Here is a 24241-nt window from a genome sequence, read left to right as displayed (position 1 = left end):
TAGCGTGTACCACCCCCGACGACCGCCGCCCGTACGGCGGGCCTGCCTGAGGAGCCTGTGACGTGACCGTCCAAGCGCTTGGACCGAGTTGGCTCGACCCGGACTACCTGATCCAGACGTTCGGTCTGATCGGCATCCTGGTGATCGTCTTCGCGGAATCCGGCCTGCTGATCGGCTTCTTCCTGCCCGGCGACTCGCTGCTGTTCACCGCGGGGCTGCTCGTCGCGACGGATCAGTATCTGCACTATCCGCTGTGGCTCGTGTGCACCCTCGTCGTGATCTCCGCGATCCTCGGCGACCAGGCGGGCTATCTCTTCGGCCGCAAGGTCGGTCCCGCGCTCTTCCGCCGCCCCGACTCCCGGCTCTTCAAGCAGGAGAACGTGGAGAAGGCGCACGAGTTCTTCGAGAAGCACGGCCCCAAGTCGCTGGTGCTGGCCCGCTTCGTGCCGATCGTGCGGACGTTCACGCCGATCATCGCGGGCGTGAGCCACATGCGGTATCGCTCCTTCCTGACCTTCAACTTCATCGGCGGCCTGCTGTGGGGCGCGGGTGTCACCCTGCTCGGCGCTCTGCTGGGTCAGGTCGCGGCCGTACGGGAGAACATCGAGGCGATGCTCGTCGGCATCGTCCTGCTGTCCGTGACGCCGATCGCGATCGAGTACCTGCGGGCCCGCAAGCGCAAGTCCCGGGAGCGCGAGCAGGCGGCGGACGCCGCCCCCGCCCCCGCGCCCGGCCAGCAGCCGCCGTCCACGGGTGCCCCGACGGACGACGGCGGCCAGCGCGGCCGTCACGCCCGCCGCTGAGCGTCTCCGCCGACTACGAACTACCGACTACCGCCTGCCGCTTGAGCGTTGGCCAGGAGATCGCCCGGCGCTGATGCGGCGCCACGGCCACCTCGGCAGCCCGGAGCCCCCGCGCCCCGACGCCCCGCGCTTCCGCACGCCTCCGCACACGACCGCGCCCCGTCCGTCCGGGAAGAACCGGGTGGACGGGGCGCGGTGGTGTGCCGCCCGCAGGGGGATGGTGCGGCACACGCCTCGCGGCTCGCGGGCCTCAGACCTTCGCGTCCTCCTTGCCCGCCGCGGTGTCGCCGTCGCCGCCGCCGTCGCCATCTGCCGCCGGTCCGTCGGATCCGCCGCCTCCCGGCCCGGATCCCTGCGGCCTGCCACGTCCCGCCAGGCGGCGCAGCAACGGCCACGCCAGCAGCAGCGCGATCACCACGTAGACGGTGACCGAGAACGGCGTGTTCACCAGGCCCGTCACGCTGCCGTCGCTGATCTGGAGCGCCCGGCGCAGCTGCTGCTCCGCGTTGGGGCCGAGGATGACGCCGATGATCGCGGGCAGCACCGGCAGTCCGAAGCGGCGCATCATCAGGCCGATGACGCCGATGACGAGCAGGATCACCATGTCGACGGCCTCGCCGCCGACCGCGTAGGCGCCGACCGCGGCGAAGAAGAGGATCCCCGCGTACAGATACGGACGCGGGATGCGCAGCAGCTTCGCCCACACCGGCGCCAGCGGCAGATTGAGCACCAGCAGCAGCACCATGCCGATGAAGAGCGAGGCGATCAGGCCCCACACCAGCTCCGGTTCCCGCTCGAAGAGCAGCGGGCCGGGCTGGATCCCGTACTGCTGGAACGCGGCCAGCATCACCGCGGCCACCGCCGTCGTCGGCAGGCCGAGGGTGAGCAGCGAGACCATCGTCCCGGCGGCCGAGGCGGACGACGCCGACTCCGGTCCCGCGACGCCCTCGATCGCGCCCTTGCCGAACTCCTTCTTGTGCCGCGAGAGCCGCTTCTCGGTGACGTACGACAGGAACGTCGGGATCTCGGCGCCGCCGGCCGGGATCGCGCCGAACGGGAAGCCGATGACGGGCCCGCGCAGCCACGGCTTCCAGGTGCGCCGCAGGTCCGAGCCGTCCAGCCAGGGCCGTCCGACGGGGATCGACTCGCCGGGCGACTTGTGCACGTGTGCGGCGACCCACAGCGCCTCGCCGATGGCGAAGAGCCCGACGGCGACGATGACGACGTCGATGCCGTCGGACAGCTGGAGGCTGCCGAAGGTGAGGCGCTGCTGGCCCGTCATCTGGTCGAGCCCGACGAGCCCGATCGTCAGGCCGATCAGCAGCGCCGCGAAGCCGCGCACCCGGGAGCTTCCGAGTACGGACGTGACGGCGATGAAGGCCAGCACCATGATCGCGAAGTAGTCGGGCGCACCGATGTCGACGGCGAGCGAGGCGACCGTCGGCGCCAGTGCCACCAGCAGGATCGTGCCGATCATGCCGCCCGCGAAGTGGCCGATGGCGGCGGCGGCGAGCGCCTGTGCGCCCCGTCCGGACTTCGCCATCGGATTGCCCTCGATGGCGGTGACCACCGCGGCGCTCTCACCAGGGGTGTTGAGCAGGATCGAGGTGGTGGAGCCGCCGAACATCCCGCCGTAGTAGATGCCGGCGAACATGATGAACGCGCCGACCGGATCCAGTCCGTATGTCACGGGCAGCAGCAGCGCGACGGCCATGGCCGGGCCGATGCCGGGCAGTACGCCGATGGCGGTGCCCAGCAGCACGCCGACGGCGGCCCACAGCAGATTGAGCGGCGTCAGCGCCGTGCCGAAGCCGTCGAGCAGGGAGGAGAGGGATTCCATCGGTCAGAGCACCCCCATCAGCGGGCCGCCCGGAAGCGGCACGCCCAGCAGCGTGTTGAAGGCCGCGAAGGTGGCCATGGACAGTACGGCCGCGATCAGCGGATCGCGGGAGAGGTTGCGGCTGCCGAGCGCGTAGGCGGAGCCCCAGAAGAGCAGGGCGCCGGTGATCGGGAAGCCGAGCGGGTCGATGAGGACGGCGCTGGCGAGGAAGATCCCGGCCAGGAGGGCGACGGTGCGCCAGTCGGCCGGTTCGGCGCCCGCCTCCTGGCCCGCGTCCCCCTCGCCGCGTCCGCCGCGCAGCACGTCGACGGCGAGGGCGACGGCGACGACGAGCAGGGCGACGCCCACGACGACGGGGACGGTCTTGGGGCCGACGGGGCCGCGCTGGTTCGCGACGGTCTCCATGGTGAGCGTGTCGCTGAGCACGAGCACGCCCACGACCAGCAGCAGCACGCTGACGCCGAGTTCGGAGCGGCCGCGCAGCCGGTCGCGCCAACTGCCGGGCGCCGGGGGCCGGTTGGACGGGCCGGACTGGCTGGACTGGCCGGACGCACCTGATGCGCCCGGCGTGCCGGCGGACGGCGACGTCCCGTTGGCGTCCGTCGTTGATTCGGTGCTCACTTGCCCACCTCCGCGAGGACGGACTTGACGCGCTCGTCCTGTGCCTTGAGGAAGCGTCCGTACTTCTCACCGGTCAGATACGCGTCGTCCCAGCCGTTCTGCTTGAGCGACTTCTTCCACTGCGGGCTGCGGTGCAGCTCGTCGAAGAAGTGGATGAGCTTGGCGCGCTTGGCCTGCGAGAGGCCGGGCGGCGCCATGACGCCGCGCCAGTTGGTGAACTCCACGTTCATGCCCGCCTCCTTGAGGGTCGGGGCGTCGAAGCCCTCGATGCGCTTCTTGCCGGTGACGGCGAGCAGGCGCAGTTCACCGGACTTGATCTGGTCGCGGTACTCGCTGATGCCGGAGATGCCGAAGGCGACCTTGCCGCCGAGCACGGAGGCGAGCAGCTCGCCGCCGCCGTCGAAGGGCACGTAGTTCACGGACTTGGGCTCGATCCCGGCGTCCCGCGCCATCAGCATCGGCGCCAGATGGTCGGGGCCGCCCGCCGAGGAGCCGCCGCCGACGGGCAGCGAACCGGGCTTCTTCTTCCAGTCGGCGAGCAGCTGCTCGAACGTCTTGTACTTGGACTTCTTCGAGACCACGACGATGTCCGGCTCCTCCACGGTGCGCGCGATCGGCGTCGCGTCGGCGAGCGTGGAGGGCGAGTCGTTGGTGCGCACGGCCCCGACCACGCCGAGGCCCATCGACATCGCGAGCTTGCCGTTGGCGCGCTCGTTGACGAGCCGGGTCAGGCCGACGGTGCCGCCCGCGCCGGGCAGGTTGAACACCTCGATGTTGTGGTTGAGCCCGGCGTTCTCGGCGTCCTTGGCGGCGGTACGCGCGGTGATGTCGTAGCCGCCGCCAGGCGTGTTGGGCACCATGAACTTCAGCCCTGGGATGTTCGTCCCTGTCTCGGCGCCGCTGCCCGTGGTGATCAGCGGGGGGCCGATCAGTACGAGCAGCGTCGCCCCGAGGAGAGACAGAAGGGTGCGCTGGCGCACGCGGGGCACCGCCTTTCGTGAGTGAGGTCCGGCTGGGGGACGGCCCACATGCTGCACGGGGTACGCGGCGGTTTCGCCCCCTGTGCGCGAAAGAACTTAATGGTCGTTGTGGTCGTTGTGTTCACAAGGCCGCGCGATGGCGCCGGAACTCCCGCCGAAAGCCGTCCCCCGCCGCACTCCCCGGGGCCGAACCACCCGCCCTCGCACGGCAGTTGACCCCGCCCGGCGCGGGTACGGCGCGGCCGCGTCGGTGTATTGACCTGGTGCGTTGTTCACGCGGCTGATCGTCCCGTCGTCGCGTACCGCCGGGGTCACTGCCCTCCTGGACTCCACCGTCGGCACCGCGCACCTCGTCGTACTGCCCGGCGCGGCCCGCGACCCCGAGGGCGACGTCGTGATGTGCGACGTCGCACGGGAGGCCGCCGACGGGCTGATCACGGGACTGCGCGGCCTGGGCCTCGACGAGCACGGCGCGATCTCCGTGGAGGACATCGACCTCTCGCTGTCCGAACGCGGCCACCGGGCCGAGGTCGACGCTCCCGGCGAGGGCGTCGACGCCGTGGTGTGGGAGTCGCTGGCCGACGCCACCCACGAGGAGTCGCGGCTGTCGTCGCCGCGCACGATCTGCGGCTCACAAATCATGCCGCACGGGGGGCGCCGTGCGCAGAAAAGCCTTGCGCAGGCGTCGAGTCACATGTCAGAGTCTCCCGCGAACGTGACCATGTAAAACGGGGTTTGCGAGCAGCAGCCGTGAACGTTTTCTTCATCCTGAAGACTTGACCGTTTCCAAGCTGGTGATCTCGTGCTGAAATTCTCAGGGGGACTGAACAAGTGAAGCGTATGCGTCTGAAGATCGGCGCGGCGATGGTGTCCGCATGTGTCATTCCGGTACTCGCTGCGACTCCCGCTCTGGCTGATTCCTGGAGCGGCACGATCAACGGTCCGGGCGGTGGCGCGTCGGGAAAGATCAAGGTGGGCATCGGCAAAGTCAGCCAGAGCTGGACAGTGATAGACACAAAGAGCGACGGGAAGTGTGCACAGTTCAGGGTGATCATCGATCTCCCCGGGTTTCCCGACCGGAATAAGGACAGCCGACGGGCCTGTGGCAACCAGAAGGTCCGCAAGTACAAGAATTCTTTCAATGAGAGCAAGACGATGAGCGGTGTGAAGCTGCAGATGTGCTCAGTTCATTCCGACGGCTCGGACAGGCACTGCGAGACCAAGAAATACGTCAAGTCCGACAAGGACTAGCGTTCCAGTGTGACATCGCTATCTTGGGGTGAGCCCCGGCTTGCACACAGATACGGCCACCGCGTGATCATCGGGGTTTGTAAAGACTCCAGAAGAGCGTGCGGTGGTCGAAGATCACAGTGTGGACCCTGCCCGATGACAGGCGATGTTCGGCCAGGCCATGGCCCGGATCGCAGGACGGCTCGGGCGAGCTGAGCCCCGGGCAACCGCCCGCGATCGCGAAACCAGACTGGAGTACTGGGTCGTATGGCAGTCGGACATGATGTCGTTCGTGGTGGCCGTGCTGGCGGGCGTCGCCGGGATGCTCTCCCTCACCTCCGCCAAGTCCGGTGCGCTGGTGGGCGTCGCGATCTCGGTGACGACGGTGCCCGCGGCGGCGGACGCGGCGATGGCCCTGAGCTACGGCGATCCGAGGGCGTCGTCCGGCTCCGCGCAGCAGCTGGCGGTGAACCTGGCCGGCATCCTCGTCGCGGGCACGCTGACGCTGCTGGCGCAGAAGGCGTTCTGGAGCTGGAAGCGGCGCCATCTGGCGCGTACGGGCACGGCCTGACGCCTTCCGTACGGAGCCGCCGGGGGTGCCGCCGACGGAGCGGCGCACGCAGCCGCGGCGGGCGCGCGGCGACCCGCCCCACACCCGCCGGGCACCCGGGACACGACGGCGCCCCCGGACACGACGGCGCCCCGCCACGGTGATGCCGTGGCGGGGCGCCGTCCCTGCCCGCTGTGCCGTACCGGACCGGCTCGGGGAACCCGGCCCGGGCAGCGGCCCGGTCAGTCCCGGTACAGGGTGTCCGTACCGTTGCCGTCGGACGCCTCGCTCGAACTGCTGCTGGCCGAGGCGCCGTTGGTCGGCCCGATCAGGATCTCGTACTCGCCGCCGTACTGCTCGTGACCGGCGATGACGGCCGACTCGATGGCCTCGTCGCCGCGTTCGCCGACGACGATGAGCCGGTCGCGCCGCAGATCTCTCGTCATGGCGACGCACATGCCGACCATGACGATCGTGAACGGCACCGCCACCAGGATCGTGAGGTTCTGGAGGCCGGTGAGCGCCGACGCTCCGCCGCCGCCGATCAGCAGCATGACCGCTGCGACCGCGCCGGTCAGCACACCCCAGACGATGACGACGTTCTTGCCCGGCTCCAGGGTGCCCTTCTGCGAGAGCGTGCCCATCACGATGGACGCGGCGTCGGCGCCGGAGACGAAGAAGATGGCGACCAGGATCATCACGATCAGGCTGGTGATGCCCGCGATCGGGTACTCCCGGAGCATCGCGAACAGCTGGCCCTCCGCCGTCGACTCGTCCGAGAGCTTGGCGCCGCCACGCTCCAGGCTGATCGCCGTGCCACCGAAGATGGCGAACCAGACGAGGCTCACGACGCTCGGCACGAGGATCACGCCGCCGACGAACTGGCGGATCGTACGGCCGCGGCTGATGCGCGCGATGAACATGCCCACGAAGGGCGTCCAGGAGATCCACCACGCCCAGTAGAAGACCGTCCAGGTGGAGAGCCAGTCGGCGACTCCCTTGCCGGCCGTCGAGTCCGTACGCGCCGCCATCTGCGGCAGGTCACCGATGAACGAACCCACCGACGTCGGCAGCAGGTTCAGCATCAGCACCGTGGGCCCGACGACGAACACGAAGACGACCAGCAGCCCCGCCAGCACCATGTTGATGTTGGACAGCCACTGGATGCCCTTCTCGACACCCGAGATCGCGGACGCCACGAACGCGGCGGTCAGCACCGCGATGATGACCACCAGGATCGGAGTGCCCACGTGCTGGGCCCAGTTGACCTCCTTGACACCGCTGCCGATCTGGAGGGCGCCGAGGCCCAGCGACGCGGCGGAGCCGAAGAGCGTGGCGAAGATCGCCAGGATGTCGATGACGCGTCCGAATGCCCCGTTGGCGTTCTTCTCACCGATCAGCGGCGTGAAGACGGCGCTGATGGTCTGCCGGCGCCCGCGCCTGAAGCAGCTGTAGGCGATGGCGAGTCCGACGACCGCGTAGATGGCCCACGGATAAAGGGTCCAGTGGAAGAGCGTCGTCGCCATCGCGGTCTGCATGCGCTCGGGAGCCGAGCCACCCGTACCGGGCGGGGGGTCGGCGAAGTGCGAGAGAGGCTCGTTCACGCCGTAGAACATCAGGCCGATGCCCATGCCCGCGCTGAACATCATCGCGACCCATGAGACCGTCCGGAACTCCGGCTCCTCGCCCTCCTTGCCGAGGGTGATCTTCCCGTAACGGCTGAAGGCCAGCCAGAGTGAGAAGAGAACGAAGCCCGAGGCCGCGAGCACGAAGGCCCATCCGCCGTTGTGCATGGTGCTGTTGAGCATCGTGGTCGCGACGCTGTCCAGGGAGTCGGTGGCCAGCGCTCCCCAGACCACGAAGCCCAGGGTCAGCAGGGCTGTGATTCCGAAGACCACCTTGTCGGTCTGCGGCGCGTGTGACGCCTTCGGACCGACGGAGCCGTCGCCTGGCGGCTCTCCTGTGGTGTCCTGTTCCACCCGTTTATCCGGCACGCTGTGGACCTTTCATTCTGGTTCAGATCAGGAAGCAGCTACCCGACTTCCCGATCAGCATGCCGTCCGAGTATCTGTTTGTCTTCAGCCCCGTACGACCAGTGACGAAAGCAGTTCGCCGGTCGCCGCAGCTACTCGTTCGACGGCCTTGTCGAAGGCTTCGGCGTTGTGCGCCGCGGGATGCCGGAAGCCCGACACCTTGCGTACGTACTGGAGGGCCGCGGCCCGCATGTCGTCCTCGGTGACCGTCTCGGCGTAGGGCGGGCGGAGTGTCTTGATGTTTCTGCACATACTCCGACGCTACGTCCGTGCGGGCCGCCGGCGACACCGTCCGGGCACCGCGTGCCCGCTGCCCCGCGGGGGGCGGGCCTGCCGCGGACGGCTCAGTGGACCTCGATGTTCAATGGCGTTACCTGCCCTTCGACCATGGCCGCGAGGCCGTTGACCGCGCTGAGGGACGGCTGGTCCGCGATGTGCACGGGCATCCCCGTGCCCGCGCGCAGCCGTTCGTCGAGCCCGGGCAGCAGGGCGCTGCCGCCCGCCAGCATCATTCCGCGGTCCGCGAGGTCGGCGACCAGGTCGGGCGGGCAGTCGTGGAGGACGCTCCGGATCGCGTCGGAGAGCCCGATCAGCGGGGCCTGTATGGCCGCCCGCACGTCGTCGGGGTCGATGTACACGGTGCGTGCCATGCCGGTGGCGACGTCCCTGCCCCACACCTCCGTCGCCTGCGCCGCGCCGCCCTCGCCCGTCAGCGCCAGGTGGAGCGGGCGTACGGCCTGGCTCGGCAGGATCAACTCGTGGTGGTTGCGCAGGTGCTGGACGACGGCGTGGTGGATGGTGTCGCCGCCCATCGGCACTGTCGTGGCGGAGACGATCGCGCCGAGCGAGAGCACCGCGATCTGCGTGGTGGTGGCTCCGCACACCAGGATCATGGTGGCCTCGGGCTGCTCGACGGGGAGGCCGCAGCCCACACCGGCCGCGGTGGGCGTGTCCACCAGCTCCACCTGCTTCGCGCCCACCCCGGTCAGTGTCTCGACGGCGGCGGTGCGGGCGAGGGGATCCGCGTTGTGCGGAATGGTGACGGCCGCGCGCTGCATGGCGCCCCGGCGCCGCCACGCACGCCGTACGGAGGTGCCGACCAGCGCCCGCAGCATCCGCTGGGCCATCTCGATGTCGATCACCGTGCCGTTGCTGACGGGACGTACGACGCGGATGTGGGCCGGTGTCCGGCCGTCCATGCGCTCGGCGGCCGAGCCGACGGCGATCAGCGCTCCGGAGAACGTGTTGACGGCGACGACTGACGGCTCGTCCACGACGAGCCCCGCGTCCTTGATGTGGACACGGGTGCGGGCGGAGCCGACGTCGACGGCGACCGAGCAACGGCGCAGCTGGTCAAGAGGCTTGCTCACGGTGATCCCCATCCTTGCCGGTGCCTTGGAGGGGTCCGCCCGCGCGTGGCGACCCTGACCTCAGCGTGCACTCGGCCCGTCGCCGCCGCCCGCTGGGCTGCTCTGCGCGGGTTACTCGGCGGGCGGTGCGGCGGGCCCGCCGGCGGGGCGCAGCCCGGACCGCAGCCCGGGCACCGCGCCCTCCGGCAGCGGTCCGTCCGGAAGCTGCCTGTTCGGCACTGATCCCTGCGGCACTGATCCCTGCGGCACTGACTCCCGGGGCACTGACTCCCGGGGCACTGATCCGTCCGGCACCGTGCCCTCCGGCAGCGGCGGCCGCTCGCTGAACTGCGTTCTGTAGAGCTGCTCGTACCGTCCGCCGAGCGCGAGCAGTTCCTCGTGCGTACCGCGCTCCACGATGTGACCGCCCTCCAGCACGAGGATGAGATCCGCGGCCCGTACGGTCGACAGCCGGTGCGCGATCACCACGGATGTGCGGCCGGCGAGCGCCTCGCCGAGCGCCTCCTGCACGGCGGCCTCCGAGGTGGAGTCGAGATGGGCGGTCGCCTCGTCGAGGATCACGACCCGCGGCCGCGCGAGCAGCAGCCGCGCGATGGTCAGGCGCTGCCGCTCGCCGCCCGAGAGCCGGTAGCCGCGCTCGCCCACGACCGTGTCGAGCCCCTCGGGCAGCGCCGCGACCAGCCCGTCCAGCCGGGCGCGGCGCAGCGCGTCCCACACCTCGTCGTCGCGGGCCTCGGGGCGGGGGAGCAGCAGGTTGGCGCGGATCGTGTCGTGGAATAGGTGCCCGTCCTGGGTGACCATGCCGAGGGTGTGGCGCAGGGAGGCCGCGGTCAGGTCCCGTACGTCGGTGCCGCCGATGCGTACGGCGCCGCTGTCGGCGTCGTAGAGGCGCGGGGCGAGGGACGCGACGGTCGACTTGCCGGCGCCGGACGAGCCGACCAGCGCCACCAACTGCCCTGGTTCCGCGCGGAAGGAGACGCCGTGCAGGATCTCCTCCCCGCCGCGGGTGTCGAGCGTGGCGACGTCCTCCAGGGAGGCCAGCGAGACCTTCTCCGGCGGCGGATAGGCGAAGCGCACGTCGTCGAACTCGACCGAGACGGGTCCCTCGGGCACCGCCATCGCGTCCGGCTTCTCGGCGATCAGCGGCTTCAGGTCGAGGACTTCGAAGACCCGCTGGAAGCTGACGAGGGCGCTCATCACCTCCACCCGCGCTCCGGCGAGCGAAGTCAGCGGTGCGTACAGCCTCGTCAGCAGCAGTGCGAGGGAGACCACCGTGCCGGCGTCGAGGGAGCCGCGGAGCGCGTAGTAGCCGCCGAGTCCGTAGACCAGGGCGAGCGCCAGCGCGGATACGAGGGTGAGCGACGCGATGAAGACGTGCTGGACCATCGCCGTGCGCACGCCGATGTCCCGCACCCTGTCCGCCCGCTGCGCGAACTCCGCCGACTCCTCCCGCGGCCGGCCGAAGAGCTTCACGAGCGTGGCGCCGGGGGCCGAGAACCGCTCGGTCATCTGGTTGCCCATCGCGGCGTTGTGGTCTGCCCGTTCGCGCTCCAGCCGGGCGAAGCGGGCGCCCATCCTGCGGGCGGGCAGCACGAAGAGCGGCAGCAGTACGAGCGTCACGAGCGTGATCTGCCACGACAGCCGGAGCATCACCACGAGCGTCGCCAGCAGCGTGACGAGGTTGCTGACGACTTGGGACAGCGTGTTGCTGAACGCGCGCTGCGCCCCGATCACGTCGTTGTTGAGCCTGCTGACGAGCGCGCCCGTGCGGGTGCGGGTGAAGAACGCCACAGGCAGGCGCTGCACGTGGTCGTAGACCGCTCTGCGCAGGTCGAGGATGAGGCCCTCGCCGATGCGGGCGGACAGCCAGCGCGTGAGGAGGCCGGCGGCGGCCTCGGCGACGGCGATCGCCGCGATCACCGAGGAGAGCGTGACGACGGTGCGCACCGGGGCGCCGCCGTTGATGGCGTTCACGACCCGGCCGGCGAGCAGCGGCGTCGCGACCGTGAGAAGGGCCAGGACGCTGCTGAAGACGAGGAACGCGACGAGGGTCCGGTGGTGGCCGCGCGCGAAGCGGAGGATGCGGGCGAGCGTGGCCCGCGAGAAGGGGCGCTTGTCGTGCTGGGCGAAGCGGGAGGCGTAGAGCGCGTGCCACGCGGTCGTCTCCATGCTCATGCTCTCTCCCGGGAGTTCGGCGGGGGCGGCTGTGCGGTACGGCCACGACGGTAGAAGTTGAAGTGACCTTTAAGTCAACAGCCGTGGGGGCCGGGTGTTCCCGTGTACCGGCGGAGGCGGAGTCCGGTCGCCCCGGCGGCGCGTGAACGTCCGCGCAGAGGACTCCGGGTGATGAACGATCAGCGGACCGCAAGGGGCTTTGACCGGCTGTGATGGCGCAGCGACAGGGCGTCGTGCACGTGCATCGGCACATGCATAGGCACATGAACGAGGTTATGATCCAGGGCAGTTGACGGACGACGGTGTCCGTACACCGCGCAATGTGCGACACCCCACACCGCACCAGCCCGGGAGATCCAAGTGCCTCACCCGTACAACGGCATGGCCGCCAGGGACCTGCACGGGGCCGAGTGGCAGAAGAGCCGGCACAGCAACTCGCAGGGCACCTGCGTGGAGTTCGCAAGGCTTCCGGGCGGCGACATCGCCGTACGGAACTCCCGCTTCCCGGACGGACCGGCGCTCGTCTACACGCCCGCCGAGATCGAAGCGATGCTCCTCGGCATCAAGGACGGGGAGTTCGACCACCTCGTACAGGACTGACCCCGCCGCGGCGGCACCGGGGCCGACCGGGAAGACGCACGTCCCGCCGCCGAGGTTGAGCCGAACGCATGCGAATCCACCGCGCGTCAGCCGTCCGTACCCACGGAGTCAGCGACGCCGTAACCCCACGGTCACCCGAAATCACCCAGCAGGTACGGGACTTGAGCCGCCGTCCGGTACGGGACCCCACGTCCCGCCCGTACGCCGCGCACGTCGTCCGGACCTGCGCCCGGCGCCGCGCTATCTGTCCGGGCCCGGCTGCACGGACCGCACCGGCGTGAGCCGGAAGAGCGCCCAGACGACCTTCCCTCGCATCATGCCCGTCAGCGGATGCCAGCCCCAGCCGTCGCTGAAGGACTCGACGAGGCACAGGCCGCGGCCCGACTCGGCCGTGAAGTCCGTGTACTCGGTGCAGTTGTCGATGGTCCGCGGCGGCGCACCGCTCGGGTCGCGCACGGCGCACACCAGCCGTGCCGCCCAGCACATCAGGTCCAGCCGGACCGGGGGTACCGGCTCCATCCCATGACCCGGTACCCCGTGACCCGGCACCCCGCTTCCCGACGCCCCGTTGGCCGGGGCCCCATGACCCGGCACCCCGTGGCGCAGCGCGTTGGTCACCAGCTCGGAGACGACCAGCGCGACCGTGTCGAACTCGCCCTCCAGCCGCCAGCGTTGAAGAGTCTCACGGGTGAAGTCCCGTGCACCCCTGACCGCGTCGAAGCGCGCGGGCAGCGCACACGTGGCGGACCCGGAGACGGTCGAGTGGTCGAGGTGCGGGAGCCCGCGCCACAAGGGCTCCAGCACGGTCGATCCTTCGGTCCCCATGACGAGCCACTCCTGGCGTTCGCGGCAGTGATGATCCTGTGTGGATCCGGTCGGCTTGCTGTCCCGATGGGTCTCGCTGTTCCTCGTACGCCGTTCCCCGTGTGCCACAACTGGGCTGGCATGCAGCGCACTTGTGCGATCCCCATGGTTCCCAATGCTCTCGGCAGATGCAAGGGCAGATGCACGTGCACGAGAGACTTTCGATCGTGTGTAATCACACGGGCACGCAACGAAGCGCATTGATGGCACACTTCCTTCAGAGCAGGGTGAAGGGTTTCTCGAAATGGAGACACAACCGGCAATGGGTGCGAGCGGCGGCGCAATCGGGGCGAGTGGCTCAAGTGGGTCGATGGTGCGGCGCATTCTGCTCGGGTCTCAGCTCCGCCGCCTCCGTGAGGCGTGCGGCGTCACCCGCGAGGCCGCCGGTTATTCGATCAGGGCGTCCGAATCCAAGATCAGCAGAATGGAGTTGGGCCGTGTGAGCTTCAAGGCCCGCGATGTGGCCGACCTGCTGACGCTCTACGGAGTGGTCGACGACACCGAGCGCGAGCCGCTGCTCGGGCTCGCCAGAGATTCGAGCATAGCCGGGTGGTGGCACAGCTACAGCGATGTGCTGCCCGGCTGGTTCCAGACGTACGTCGGCCTCGAGGGCTCCGCCTCGCACATCAACACCTACGAAGTGCAGTTCGTGCACGGGCTGTTGCAGACGGCGGAGTATGCGCAGGCAGTGGTCACCGCGGGCCACCAGAGCCACATCCCGCAGGACGAGGTCGAGCGGCGCGTGGCCCTCCGGGTCGAGCGGCAGAAGCTGCTCCTCGGTGAGAACGCCCCGAACTTCCTCTGCATCCTCGACGAGGCGGCGCTGCGCCGGCCGTTCGGCTCCCACGCGATCATGGACGCTCAGCTGCGTCATCTCGCCGACGTGTCGGAGGCCCCGAACATCACCGTCCAGGTGGTCCCGTTCGAGCTGGGCGGGCATCCGGCCGAGAGTGGCGCCTTCACGCTGCTGCGTTTCCCGGAGTCAGATCTCAACGACGTGGTTTATCTGGAGCAGCTGACCAGTGCTCTTTACCTGGACAAGAAAGACGAAGTCGCTCACTATGACCAGGTGTTGAGCCGATTGGTGAAGGACAGCCTCTCCCCGTCGCGTACGCGCGACCATCTGCTGGCAATCCGCCAACTCGACTGAATTGCAAGTACGATGACCAGTTATCAGTACGGAGTTGTGCTGTGCTGCGGCCCCAGGCGGCATCGCTCAGCTTGTTCCTGCCCCACGAAGGAATGACATGTCCTACTTCACGGACCTGGCGCTTCAGTACATAGACGGCCAGTGGTGCCAGGGCAGCGGCTCCTGGGACGTCATCGACTTCGATCCGTACAACGACGAGAAGCTCGCCTCCATCACGGTCGCAACGGCCGAGGAGGTCGACCACGCCTACCGCGCGGCCGAGAGGCACCAGCGCGAGTGGGCGAAGACCAACCCGTACACGAGACGGCAGGTCTTCGAGCGTGCGATCCGCATCATCGAGGACAACGAGCAGGAGATCAGCGAGGCGCTCATCGCCGAGGTCGGCGGCACGCGCCTCAAGGCGGACATCGAGATCCACCAGACCAAGGAATTCCTGCGCGAGACAGTCCACTTGGCGCTGCGTGCTGAGGGCCGGATCGTGCCGTCGCCCGTCGACGGCAAGGAGAACCGCGTGCACCGCGTCCCCGTGGGGGTCGTCGGAGTCGTCACGCCGTACCACTTCCCGCTGCTGCTCTCGATGAAGACGATCACGCCGGCCCTCGCGCTGGGCAACGCCGTCGTACTCAAGCCGCACCAGAACTCGCCGGTGTGCGGCGGTTCGCTGGTCGCCAAGATCCTTGAGGACGCGGGCCTGCCCCCCGGCCTGCTGAACATCGTGATCAGCGACACCGCCGAGATCGGCGACACCTTCATCTCGCACCCGGTGCCGAAGGTCATCGCCTTCACCGGTTCGGAGCCGGTCGGCCGCCAGGTGGCGACCGTCGCCGCCTCGCACTTCAAGCGGGCGGTCCTGGAGATGGGCGGCAACAGCGCACTGCTCGTCCTCGACGACGCCGACCTCGACTACGCGGTGGACGCCGCCGTCTTCAGCCGCTTCGTGCACCAGGGCCAGGTGTGCATGTCGGCGAACCGCATCATCGTCGACCAGGACATCTGCAAGGCGTTCAACGAGAAGTTCACCGCGAAGGTAGAGAGTCTGAAGGTCGGCGACCCTCGCGACCCGGACACCCAGATCGGCCCGCTCATCAACGCCGTGCAGGCCGACAAGGTCAACTCCCTCGTGGAGCGCGCCATCGCGGAGGGCGCGACCGCTCTCGTACGCGGCACCAAGCAGGGCAACCTCGTCTCGCCCAGCGTGCTCACGGACCTGCCCGACGGATCGCCGGCGCTGCGCGAGGAGATCCTCGGGCCCGTCGCCCTCGTCATCCCGGTGGACGGCGAGGACGAGGCCGTGCGGGTCGCCAACGACACCCCGTACGGATTGGGCGGCGCCGTGCACACCGGCAACATCGACCGGGGCCTGCGCGTGGCCCACCGGATCGACACCGGCATGGTGCACATCAACGACACGACGGTGGCCGACGAGCCCATCGTCCCGTTCGGCGGCGAGAAGAACTCCGGCCTGGGCAGGCTCAACGGCGAGCAGATGGTGGACGCGTTCACCACCACGAAGTGGATCTCCATCCAGCACGACCGCAGCGGTTTCCCCTTCTGAACGCGGCCTGAGCGGGGTCCCTCAACGCGGGCTCCGCGCACGATCCCTCAACGCGGGCTCCGCGCATGGTGCGACCGGGACCCGGGACACCCGGAAACGCTTGAGGACACGGCCTGACCGCAAGCCTTCATAGCGTGGTGGTCACACCGAGAGACGCCGGACCGGGCGGCTCCTGACGGAAGGTGACGACCATGCCCGTAGTCGTGAAGCCCGAGGCCCCCGGAGACGAGCGCGGTGCACTCCTCGCATATCTCGAAGCCCAGCGCGGCGGGATCCGGCGGGCGCTGCACGGCCTGACCGAGGAGCAGGCGCGCAGCGTCCCCTCCGCCAGTGCGCTCTCGCTCGCCGGGGTGCTCAAGCACGTGGCGTACGGGGAGCGCGGCTGGCTCCGCAAGTTCCAGGCGGACGGCGCGGATTACGACTTCGCGGCGGAGGCCGCCCAGTGGCAGGACAGCTTCACGCCGCACGAGGACGAGACGGTCGAGTCGCTGCTCGACCTGTACAGCCGGGCCGCGCGGGAGACCGACGCGGCCGTGCTCGCCATCGGCTCCCTGGACGAGACGTTCGACTCCCCGAAGGTCCCGTGGGACGAGGGCGGCAAGCGCTCCTGGCAGTACGGGCTCCTGCATCTCATCGAGGAGACCGCCCGGCACGCGGGCCACGCCGACGTCATCCGGGAGAGCATCGACGGCAAGGGCGCCTTCGACCTCGTCTTCGAGACGGGTGCGATGCCGGAGCCGGACTGGGCCGCCTTCGGCAGCGAGCCCCTGAAGTAGCCGGGGGTTCCGTCTCCCCGACGCCTGCGGCGAAGCCCGCGTACCGCCCGTCTAGGCTGGCGGCGGCGCGGGCGCGCCCGGCGCGACGCCCGAGCCGTACGGCGCACGGCGCGAGGCACGCCCCGCGAGGCACGCGGCGTGTGCGTGCCGGAGGGCGAGAGGGAGACGATGTCGGCGATCCGGCTGCTGGTGCTGGGAGCGGTGCGCCAGCACGGACGGGCACACGGCTACATGGTCCGCAACGACCTGGAGTTCTGGGGCGCCCACGAGTGGTCCAACGCCAAGCCCGGCTCGATCTACCACGCCCTCAAGCAGCTGGCCAAGCAGGGCCTGCTCCGCCCGTACGAGACCGCGCCGAGCACGGCGGGCGGACCGCCCCGCACGCAGTACGAGCTGACGGACGCCGGCGAGATCGAGTTCATGAGCCTGCTGCGGCACGCGCTCACGGCGATCGACGAGAAGCAGGACATGCTCACCTCGGGCGTCGGCTTCCTCGTCGACCTGCCGCGCGAGGAGGCGATCGCGCTGCTGAAGAAGCGCATCGCGGCCCTGGAGGAGTGGCGCCGGGAGGTCACCCGGCACTGGACGCCCGACGAGTCCACCCCCGAGGAGTGGGGCCACATCGGCGAGATCATGAAGCTCTGGGTGCACAACGCGGACAGCGGCGCCCAGTGGGCGCGGGGCCTGGTGGAACGGCTGGAGGACGGTGCGTTCGTGATGGCGGGCGAAGGCGAGCGCGGGGTGGACGTGCTGCCGCCCGGCGCGCAGAACCCGTACGCCGGGAAGTGAGCCCGTCCGTCAACTCCGGCCGGTGCACGCGTCGTTCCCACCCGTGCCCCCTCCTGCCCCCACCGGCGTTCGCCTCCGTCCGTCTCCGCCCGTACCGTCGCAGGCGTGTCGGACGGGCTCGTACGGGCACCCTGACCGGGACCCCTGTACGGGAGCGACCTTATGCTTCGGTCCATCGGGCGTAAGCGGGCCGAGGCCGCGGACGCAAGTGTGAGGGAGCGGGCACGAAGTGGTCGGGGAGCCGAAGCGGAACGGCCGGTCGGCCGAGAACGGGGATTCCTCCGAGGAGGTGCGGCAGCACCTGGCCGACGAGGTCCGCAGCGCGTTCACACCGCCCGCGGGCATGCCGCTGCCGCCCATACCCGACGACGATCAGCCCACCTCCGAATTCGCCGTACCGGAAGGGTTGTTGACGTCGCCGCCGACGGATTTCGGCAGCGCGTTCACACCGCCCGAGGGCATCCCGAGGGTCTCGCTGGTCAAGCCGGGCGTGCCCTGGCAGGACCGGATGCGGACGATGATCCGCATGCCGCTCGCGGAGCGTCCGGCCCCGGAGCGGTCGAGCCGCTCCGAGGACGTCGAGTCCGGCCCGGCCGTGCCCCGCGTGCTGGACCTCACGCTCCGCATCGGCGAGCTGCTGCTCGCGGGCGGCGAGGGCGCCGAGGACGTCGAGGCGGCGATGTTCGGCGTGGCCCACGCGTTCGGGCTGGACCGCTGCGAGCCCACCGTCACGTTCACGCTGATCTCCATCACCCACCAGCCGTCGCTCGTCGACGACCCGGTGACGGTCGGCCGCACCGTGCGCCGCCGCGGCACGGACTACACGCGTCTCGCAGCCGTCTTCCGGCTCGTCGACGACATCACCAAGGGCGACATCACGCTGGAGGAGTCCTACCGGCGTCTCGCCGCCATACGCCGCAACCGCCACCCGTACTCCAAGAACGCCCTGACGCTCGCCAGCGGCACCCTCTCCGGCGCCGCCTCGCTGCTCGTCGGCGGCGACGGGCTCGTCTTCCTGCTGGCGGCGATCGGGGCGATGCTCGGCGACCGGCTCGCGTGGCTGTGCGCGGGGCGCGGGCTGCCGGAGTTCTACCAGTTCGCCGTGGCCGCCGTGCCGCCCGCCGCGATGGGCGTCGTGGTGGCCGTCGTGGGCTCGTCGAACGACACGAAGCTCAAGGCCGCCGCCGTCATCACCGGTGGCCTCTTCGCGCTGATCCCGGGACGGGCGCTGGTCGCGGCCGTGCACGACGGGCTGACCGGCTTCTACATCACCGCCGCCGCCCGCCTGCTGGAGGTCGTCTACCTCGTCGTCGGCATCGTCGGCGGCGTGCTCGTGATGCTGTACGTGGGTTCCAAACTGGGCGCGGAGCTGACCCCGGAGAGCACACAAGGCGACCCGCGCCCCGTGACCCAGCTCTTCGCGGCGATGCTGCTGGCGCTCGCCTTCTGCCTGCTGCTCCAGCAGGAACGTCACACCGTGCTGCTGGCCACCCTCAACGGCGGGGTGGCCTGGCTGATCTACGGCGCCCTGACGAACGATCCGGTCAACGTGGACACCGTGCCCGCGACCGTCGCCGCGGCCGGACTGGTGGGCCTCTTCGGGCAGTTGATGTCCCGCTACCAGTTCGCTTCGTCACTGCCGTACATCACCGCGGCCATCGGACCGCTGCTGCCCGGTAGCGCCACGTACTTCGGACTGCTCAACATCGCGCAGGGCCACATCGACGAGGGCATCCTCAGCCTCTCCAGGGCCGCGGCCCTCGCGCTGGCCATCGCCATCGGCGTCAACCTCGGCGGCGAGTTGGCACGGCTGTTCATCAAGAGCCCCGGAGTCGAGACGCCGCTGCCGGGCCGCCGCGCGGCCAAGCGCACCCGCGGCTTCTAGCCGCACCGGCCACGACGCCGGCCGCACGGACTCCCGGGCGGGCCCGCGCAGTTGGGGGCGCGGGATCTTGAAGCAGCCCGGACCGACCCCGGACACACGAAGGGTGCGCCCCTCACCGGGGCGCACCCTTCGCGCTTGCACCGTTCGTACGCTCCCGCTCGCCGGCGGCCGGATTCGGTGCTTCAGTGGTCGCCGTGCGCCTCAAGCCGCTTGATCGACGCCTCGACCTCGGCCTCGGCCTCGGCACGTCCGACCCAGTTCGCCCCCTCGACGGACTTGCCGGGCTCCAGGTCCTTGTAGACCTCGAAGAAGTGCTGGATCTCCAGCCGGTCGAACTCGCTGACGTGGTGGATGTCCCGCAGATGCTCCATGCGCGGATCGGACGCCGGCACGCACAGCAGCTTGTCGTCGCCCCCGGCCTCGTCCGTCATCCGGAACATGCCGATGGCGCGGGACTTGATGATGCATCCGGGAAAGGTGGGTTCATCGAGCAGCACGAGCGCGTCCAGCGGGTCGCCGTCCTCGCCGAGGGTGTGGTCGACGAAGCCGTAGTCGGCGGGGTACACGGTCGAGGTGAACAGGTGCCGGTCCAGACGGATGCGGCCGGTCTCGTGGTCCACCTCGTACTTGTTCCGCGAACCCTTCGGGATCTCGATGACGACGTCGAACTCCAAGGAAGGCTCCTCAATGATCAGCACATGTATCTGGTGATTAAGTGTCCCCTACGCACGTACACGGGCGCGAAAGGGGCTGATCGAGGTGCGTGACACCGCCTCGGAGGTGCGTGACACCGCGATCCGGGCATACCGGATGGTCCGCGACCGCGCCCGTAGTGAAGGGCGGCGGATCCGGCAGCACTGGCGGACCGCGACTCCGCAGCAGCGGCAGACCGTACGAGTGACGGCCGGCGCCGCCGCGCTCGGACTGGTGGTCGCCGTCACGGCGGTGGCCACGAGCGGACCGTGGGACTCGGGCCAGCGTACGGCTGAGCGTTACCGGGCCGCCGCCCGCGACGGGCGAAGTGGCGGGAACCACACCGGGCCCGGCGCACCGGGAGCACCCGATGTGCTCGCCGCCCTCGACATGGACGCGGTACGCGGCGACACCGCCGGCGGCGGCCGGGACGCCGGGCCCTCACACGCCCCTGGCGCGGCGGGCGTGCCGCCGCCCAGCCGGGACGCGCTCGCCGACGTCCTCGAACCGCTCCTGAAAGACGGCGACTTGGGCCGGCTGCGCGCCGTCTCCGTCGTCGACGCGGCCACGGGACGGAAGCTGTACGCGGCGAAGCCGCACACGGCCGCCACCCCCGCCTCGACCGTCAAGCTGGCCACCGCCGCCGCGGCGCTCTCCGCCGTCGGCCCCGACCACCGCATCGAGACGCGGGCGGTACGGGGCACCGGCAAGTCCTCCGACGAGGTCGTGCTCGTGGGAGGCGGCGACCCGACCCTGAGCCGCGGCGCGCTCGACGGCCTCGCGCGCGACACCGCCCGCGAACTGCGCGGGCACCACGGCTCCGGCAGCGGCGCCGGCAGAGATGGGGCCGACAAGCGCAAGATCTCGGTCCGTTACGACACCTCCCGCTACAGCGGCCCCGTCCGGCACTCCATCGGCACCAACGACAACCTCGCCCCCGTCAGCCCCCTGATGGTCGACGAGGCCCGTCTCGAGAACCCCTCGGGCTCCGGCGGCGGGGGCCCGGCCCACGGCCCGGCCCCCCGCTCCACCGACCCGGCGAAGGACGCCGCCGAAACCTTCGCGGACGCCCTCGGCAAGCACGGCGTCGACGTCGACGGAGACCCGGAGGAGACGAAGGCGCCCGGCAAGGTCACGCAGCTGGCGGTGCACCGCTCGGCCCCGCTCTCCGCGCTGGTCGAGCGCATGCTGACCTACAGCGACAACGACATCGCCGAGGCCCTGGCGCGCCAGACCGCGGTCGCCGCCGGCGAGCCCGCGAGCTTCAAGGGCGCCGGCAAGGCCGTACGCCACCGCCTCGACAAGCTCGGCGTCCCCGTGAAGGGCGCCCGTCTCGCCGACGGCAGCGGCCTGGACCGCCGCGACAAGGTCTCCCCGGCGCTGCTCACCGGTGTCCTGGTGCACGCCGCCGACCCCGACCACGACGGGCTGCGTCCCGTGCTGACGGGCATGCCGGTGGCCCACTTCACCGGCACCCTCGGCAGCAGGTACGGCAGCGACAAGGCCAAGCAGGGCGCCGGTCTCGTACGCGCCAAGACCGGGACCCTCACCGGCGTGAACACCCTCGCCGGCACCGTCGTCGACGCCGACGGGCGGATGCTCGCCTTCGCCTTCATGAGCTCCGGCGCCTCCGACGGCAAGGCCGCCCAGGGCTCCCTGGACAGCCTGGCCGCCGCCCTCGCCAACTGCGGCTGCCGCGACTCGCCGTCCGAGGGCTGACGCCCCGCCCCGGCGGGGCATCCGCCCAGGTCCGCTCCGGGGGCCCGGGACCCCGCCCCACCTGCGGCTCCGGGTGCAGCCTCCCGCAGGGCGCCGGTGCCACGTACCGTGAAGTCATGACGAGCCTCGGTGGTGTGGAGATGGTCGACTGGAATCTCGCGGTCGCGACCGCGACCCGGCTCGTACGGCCGGGCCCCGAAGTGAGCCGCGAGGGAGCGCGCGAAGCCGTCTCGGAGCTGCGTCGCCACGCGGTCTCCTCCGAGGAGCACGTCCGCGGCTTCACGCGCATGCGGCCCGACCGCCCGGCGGAGACGGACACTCCGGTCCTCGTGGTCGATCGCCCCGGCTGGGTCCGCGCCAACGTCGCCGGCTTCCGTGAGTTGCTCTCCCCGCTGCTGGAGAAGGTGCAGGAACGCCGCAGCAGCACCCCGGGCGGCGCCGTGCTGGGCGCGGTCGGCGGCAAGGTGACGGGCGTCGAGGTCGGCATGCTGCTGTCCTTCCTCGCCTCCCGGGTGCTCGGCCAGTACGAGACCTTCGCGCCGGCGACCCGCGACCTGCCCGGCGGTCCCGACGGCAGCGGCCGCCTGCTGCTCGTGGCGCCGAACATCGTGCACGTCGAGCGCGAACTCGACGTCGATCCCCACGACTTCAGGCTCTGGGTCTGCCTGCATGAGGAGACCCACCGCACCCAGTTCGCCGCCGTCCCCTGGCTCCGCGACCACATCCAGGGCGAGATCCAGTCCTTCCTCGGCGAGACCGACATGGACCCGTCCACGCTGCTGGAACGCCTCCGCGAGGCGGCGCAGTCGCTGTCCGGTGCCCGCGGCCAGGCCGCCGGCACCGGGGAGAAGACGGAGGCGGGGAGGACCGCCGGCCTCGTCGAACTCGTGCAGACCCCCACGCAGCGCGAGATCCTCGGCCGCCTCACCGCGGTGATGTCCCTGCTGGAGGGCCACGCCGACTACGTGATGGACGGCGTCGGCCCGGAGGTCGTGCCGAGCGTCACGGAGATCCGCGAGAAGTTCCAGAAGCGCCGCGCCACCGGCGCCGGACGCCTGGACCAGGCGCTGCGCAAGCTGCTCGGCCTCGACGCGAAGCTGCGCCAGTACCGCGACGGCGAGCGCTTCGTACGGGCCGTCGTTGAGGAGCTGGGCATGGACGGCTTCAACCGCGTCTGGACCTCGCCCAACACGCTCCCCACGAAGTCCGAGATCAACAGCCCTTCCGACTGGATCGCGCGCATGCGCTCCTGAGCCGCACGTCCGACGGCCGCGGGCCCGCCGGCTCGGCCGCTCGCAGCAGCCGCGAACGCGTGCCGCGACCGGCGAGGACCCGGCCGCGGACCTGCCTGGCCGCTACTCTCCGCATAGGGCACGTACCACGGGAAGCCCTGGCAATCACTCGTCCGAGGGACCGAGAATGGCCGGCCCGCGTGCGATGCTCTGGGAACACCCCCGTCTCTGTCACCATCGACACACTCAGCGTGACAACTCCTTCGAGGAAGTGGTTCGGACATGGGTCCCCACCCCGCGGTCGCTGCAATACGTCTGGCGGTTCGCCGCGCTCTTCACGACGTCCTCAGTGAACAAGCAGTCGTCAGTGACTCAGCCGGCGACACCCGCAGCCCCGGCCCAGGCGAGCCCCCGCTCGTCCTCGTGGCCTGTTCCGGCGGCGCCGACTCCATGGCGCTCGCCTCCGCTCTCGCCTTCGAAGCCCCCCGGCTCGGCCTCCGCGCGGGAGGCGTGACGATTGACCACGGGCTTCAGCCCGGATCGGACGACCGCGCCCAGGAGGTCGCCGGGCGGCTCACCTCCCTCGGTCTCCGTCCCGTCGAATCGATCGCCATCACCATCGGCCGTACGAACACCGGCCCCGAAGCCGCCGCGCGCACAGCGCGGTACGCAGCTCTCGACGACATGGCCGACCGCTGCGGCGCGAAGGCCGTGCTGCTCGGACACACCCGCGACGACCAGGCCGAGACGGTGCTGCTCGGACTGGCCCGCGGTTCCGGTACGCGCTCGCTGTCCGGCATGGCCGAAGTCACAGGACCGGAGGGGCGCTATCGCCGCCCGTTCCTCGCCGTCGACCGGCAGACCACCCGCAAGGCCTGCCTCGCACAGTCGCTGCCCGTCTGGGACGACCCGCACAACGACGACCCGGCATACACCCGCTCCCGCGTGCGTCACGAGGCCCTGCCGATGCTGGAGAAGGCATTGGGCAAGGGCGTCATCGAGGCGCTCGCCCGCACCGCACGTCTCTCCCGCGACGACGCCGACGCGCTCGACGCCTGGACCCTCCAGGCCGAGAGGTCCGTACGGACGGACCAGCCCGGCACCGACGGCTGGGACGGGGTGGAGCTCGACGCCGCCCGGCTCTATGCGCTCCCGTCCGCTGTTCGCCGCCGTGTGCTGCGCCGCGCCGCCGTCGCCGCGGGCGCCCCGTCGGGATCGCTCTTCGCCCGTCACCTCGAGGAAGTCGACCGGCTGATCACGGCCTGGCGCGGCCAGCGCGCCATCAATCTGCCCGGGCGTGTGGAGGCCGCGAGGCAGGGTGGCAGACTGGTCATCCGGCATGGCTCACAGACCCCGTCGACACCGACCGGCTGACC

General features: G+C 70.5%; 21 protein-coding genes and 1 pseudogene. 13 read left to right on the top strand and 9 right to left on the bottom strand.

Annotated elements, in window-relative coordinates; genetic code table 11:
- The first annotated feature begins 62 nt into the window (after positions 1-62).
- Positions 63-803, top strand: coding sequence for a VTT domain-containing protein (locus HCC61_RS22930; protein ID WP_169138337.1), 741 nt, complete (start codon positions 63-65; stop codon positions 801-803).
- A 250-nt stretch (positions 804-1053) separates the two neighbouring features.
- Here the strand turns inward: HCC61_RS22930 and HCC61_RS22925 are convergent, their stop codons facing one another.
- The 3 genes from HCC61_RS22925 to HCC61_RS22915 all read right to left on the bottom strand — a co-directional run bounded on the left by HCC61_RS22925 (position 1054) and on the right by HCC61_RS22915 (position 4244).
- The gene (locus HCC61_RS22925; RefSeq protein WP_169138335.1) at positions 1054-2643 is read right to left on the bottom strand and encodes a tripartite tricarboxylate transporter permease; all 1590 of its coding nucleotides are present in this window, start codon (positions 2641-2643) and stop codon (positions 1054-1056) included.
- Between the two features lie 3 nt (positions 2644-2646).
- Positions 2647-3126: a tripartite tricarboxylate transporter TctB family protein gene (locus tag HCC61_RS22920; protein ID WP_206322931.1), complete on the bottom strand. Its 480-nt coding sequence runs from the start codon at positions 3124-3126 to the stop codon at positions 2647-2649.
- Between the two features lie 134 nt (positions 3127-3260).
- The gene (locus HCC61_RS22915) at positions 3261-4244 is read right to left on the bottom strand and encodes a tripartite tricarboxylate transporter substrate binding protein (RefSeq protein ID WP_169138331.1); all 984 of its coding nucleotides are present in this window, start codon (positions 4242-4244) and stop codon (positions 3261-3263) included.
- Positions 4245-4512: 268 nt separating this feature from the next.
- Between HCC61_RS22915 and HCC61_RS22910 the strand changes: the two are divergent.
- From HCC61_RS22910 to HCC61_RS22900, 3 genes and pseudogenes are all read left to right on the top strand, one after another.
- Positions 4513-4854, top strand: a pseudogene (locus HCC61_RS22910) (hypothetical protein); the annotation flags it as partial.
- Between the two features lie 230 nt (positions 4855-5084).
- A complete protein-coding gene (locus HCC61_RS22905; protein WP_169138329.1) occupies positions 5085-5495 on the top strand; it encodes a hypothetical protein in 411 nt (136 codons plus the stop codon).
- Between the two features lie 145 nt (positions 5496-5640).
- Positions 5641-6045: a DUF389 domain-containing protein gene (locus HCC61_RS22900; RefSeq protein ID WP_169138327.1), complete on the top strand. Its 405-nt coding sequence runs from the start codon at positions 5641-5643 to the stop codon at positions 6043-6045.
- 221 nt (positions 6046-6266) lie between these two features.
- Here the strand turns inward: HCC61_RS22900 and HCC61_RS22895 are convergent, their stop codons facing one another.
- The 4 genes from HCC61_RS22895 to HCC61_RS22880 form a co-directional block, all read right to left on the bottom strand.
- Positions 6267-7922 carry a BCCT family transporter gene (locus tag HCC61_RS22895; RefSeq protein WP_346777358.1) on the bottom strand — a complete coding sequence of 552 codons (1656 nt, stop codon included), beginning with the start codon at positions 7920-7922 and terminating at the stop codon, positions 6267-6269.
- A 180-nt stretch (positions 7923-8102) separates the two neighbouring features.
- Positions 8103-8309 carry a DUF2277 domain-containing protein gene (locus HCC61_RS22890; RefSeq protein ID WP_169138323.1) on the bottom strand — a complete coding sequence of 69 codons (207 nt, stop codon included), beginning with the start codon at positions 8307-8309 and terminating at the stop codon, positions 8103-8105.
- 92 nt (positions 8310-8401) lie between these two features.
- Entirely contained in the window at positions 8402-9427 is a 1026-nt protein-coding gene (locus tag HCC61_RS22885; RefSeq protein ID WP_169138321.1) for a rod shape-determining protein, read from the bottom strand.
- A gap of 111 nt (positions 9428-9538) precedes the next feature.
- On the bottom strand, positions 9539-11602 hold the full coding sequence (locus tag HCC61_RS22880; protein WP_169138319.1) for an ABC transporter ATP-binding protein: 2064 nt from the start codon (positions 11600-11602) through the stop codon (positions 9539-9541).
- A gap of 360 nt (positions 11603-11962) precedes the next feature.
- Between HCC61_RS22880 and HCC61_RS22875 the strand changes: the two genes are divergently transcribed.
- On the top strand, positions 11963-12202 hold the full coding sequence (locus HCC61_RS22875) for a DUF397 domain-containing protein (protein WP_169138317.1): 240 nt from the start codon (positions 11963-11965) through the stop codon (positions 12200-12202).
- Positions 12203-12442: 240 nt separating this feature from the next.
- On the opposite strand, the gene HCC61_RS22870 is transcribed toward HCC61_RS22875, so the two are convergent.
- Positions 12443-13027 (bottom strand): ATP-binding protein, encoded by a 585-nt coding sequence (locus tag HCC61_RS22870; protein ID WP_169138315.1) that lies wholly within the window; start codon positions 13025-13027, stop codon positions 12443-12445.
- Positions 13028-13376: 349 nt separating this feature from the next.
- Here HCC61_RS22870 and HCC61_RS22865 point away from each other — a divergent pair, with 349 nt between their 5' ends.
- The 5 genes from HCC61_RS22865 to HCC61_RS22845 all read left to right on the top strand — a co-directional run bounded on the left by HCC61_RS22865 (position 13377) and on the right by HCC61_RS22845 (position 19221).
- Positions 13377-14216, top strand: coding sequence for a helix-turn-helix transcriptional regulator (locus tag HCC61_RS22865; RefSeq protein ID WP_240969208.1), 840 nt, complete (start codon positions 13377-13379; stop codon positions 14214-14216).
- Positions 14217-14313: 97 nt separating this feature from the next.
- Entirely contained in the window at positions 14314-15771 is a 1458-nt protein-coding gene (locus tag HCC61_RS22860; RefSeq protein WP_169138313.1) for an aldehyde dehydrogenase family protein, read from the top strand.
- A 191-nt stretch (positions 15772-15962) separates the two neighbouring features.
- A complete protein-coding gene (locus HCC61_RS22855) occupies positions 15963-16547 on the top strand; it encodes a DinB family protein (RefSeq protein ID WP_169138311.1) in 585 nt (194 codons plus the stop codon).
- Between the two features lie 168 nt (positions 16548-16715).
- Positions 16716-17336 carry a PadR family transcriptional regulator gene (locus HCC61_RS22850; RefSeq protein ID WP_169138668.1) on the top strand — a complete coding sequence of 207 codons (621 nt, stop codon included), beginning with the start codon at positions 16716-16718 and terminating at the stop codon, positions 17334-17336.
- Positions 17337-17565: 229 nt separating this feature from the next.
- Positions 17566-19221 carry a threonine/serine exporter family protein gene (locus HCC61_RS22845; RefSeq protein WP_346777342.1) on the top strand — a complete coding sequence of 552 codons (1656 nt, stop codon included), beginning with the start codon at positions 17566-17568 and terminating at the stop codon, positions 19219-19221.
- 182 nt (positions 19222-19403) lie between these two features.
- Here the strand turns inward: HCC61_RS22845 and HCC61_RS22840 are convergent, their stop codons facing one another.
- Positions 19404-19895, bottom strand: coding sequence for an inorganic diphosphatase (locus HCC61_RS22840; RefSeq protein ID WP_028432807.1), 492 nt, complete (start codon positions 19893-19895; stop codon positions 19404-19406).
- Between the two features lie 85 nt (positions 19896-19980).
- Between HCC61_RS22840 and dacB the strand changes: the two genes are divergently transcribed.
- The 3 genes from dacB to tilS all read left to right on the top strand — a co-directional run bounded on the left by dacB (position 19981) and on the right by tilS (position 24239).
- The gene (dacB, locus tag HCC61_RS22835; RefSeq protein WP_346777341.1) at positions 19981-21633 is read left to right on the top strand and encodes a D-alanyl-D-alanine carboxypeptidase/D-alanyl-D-alanine-endopeptidase; all 1653 of its coding nucleotides are present in this window, start codon (positions 19981-19983) and stop codon (positions 21631-21633) included.
- Positions 21634-21749: 116 nt separating this feature from the next.
- Positions 21750-22886 (top strand): zinc-dependent metalloprotease, encoded by a 1137-nt coding sequence (locus HCC61_RS22830; RefSeq protein WP_169138309.1) that lies wholly within the window; start codon positions 21750-21752, stop codon positions 22884-22886.
- Positions 22887-23147: 261 nt separating this feature from the next.
- Positions 23148-24239 carry a tRNA lysidine(34) synthetase TilS gene (gene tilS, locus HCC61_RS22825; RefSeq protein WP_169138307.1) on the top strand — a complete coding sequence of 364 codons (1092 nt, stop codon included), beginning with the start codon at positions 23148-23150 and terminating at the stop codon, positions 24237-24239.
- The last annotated feature ends 2 nt before the right edge of the window (positions 24240-24241 follow it).

Source organism: Streptomyces sp. HNM0575 (assembly GCF_012726265.1).
In the GTDB taxonomy this organism is placed as follows: Bacteria; Actinomycetota; Actinomycetes; order Streptomycetales; family Streptomycetaceae; genus Streptomyces.
This window is presented reverse-complemented; position numbering and strand designations above follow the sequence as displayed.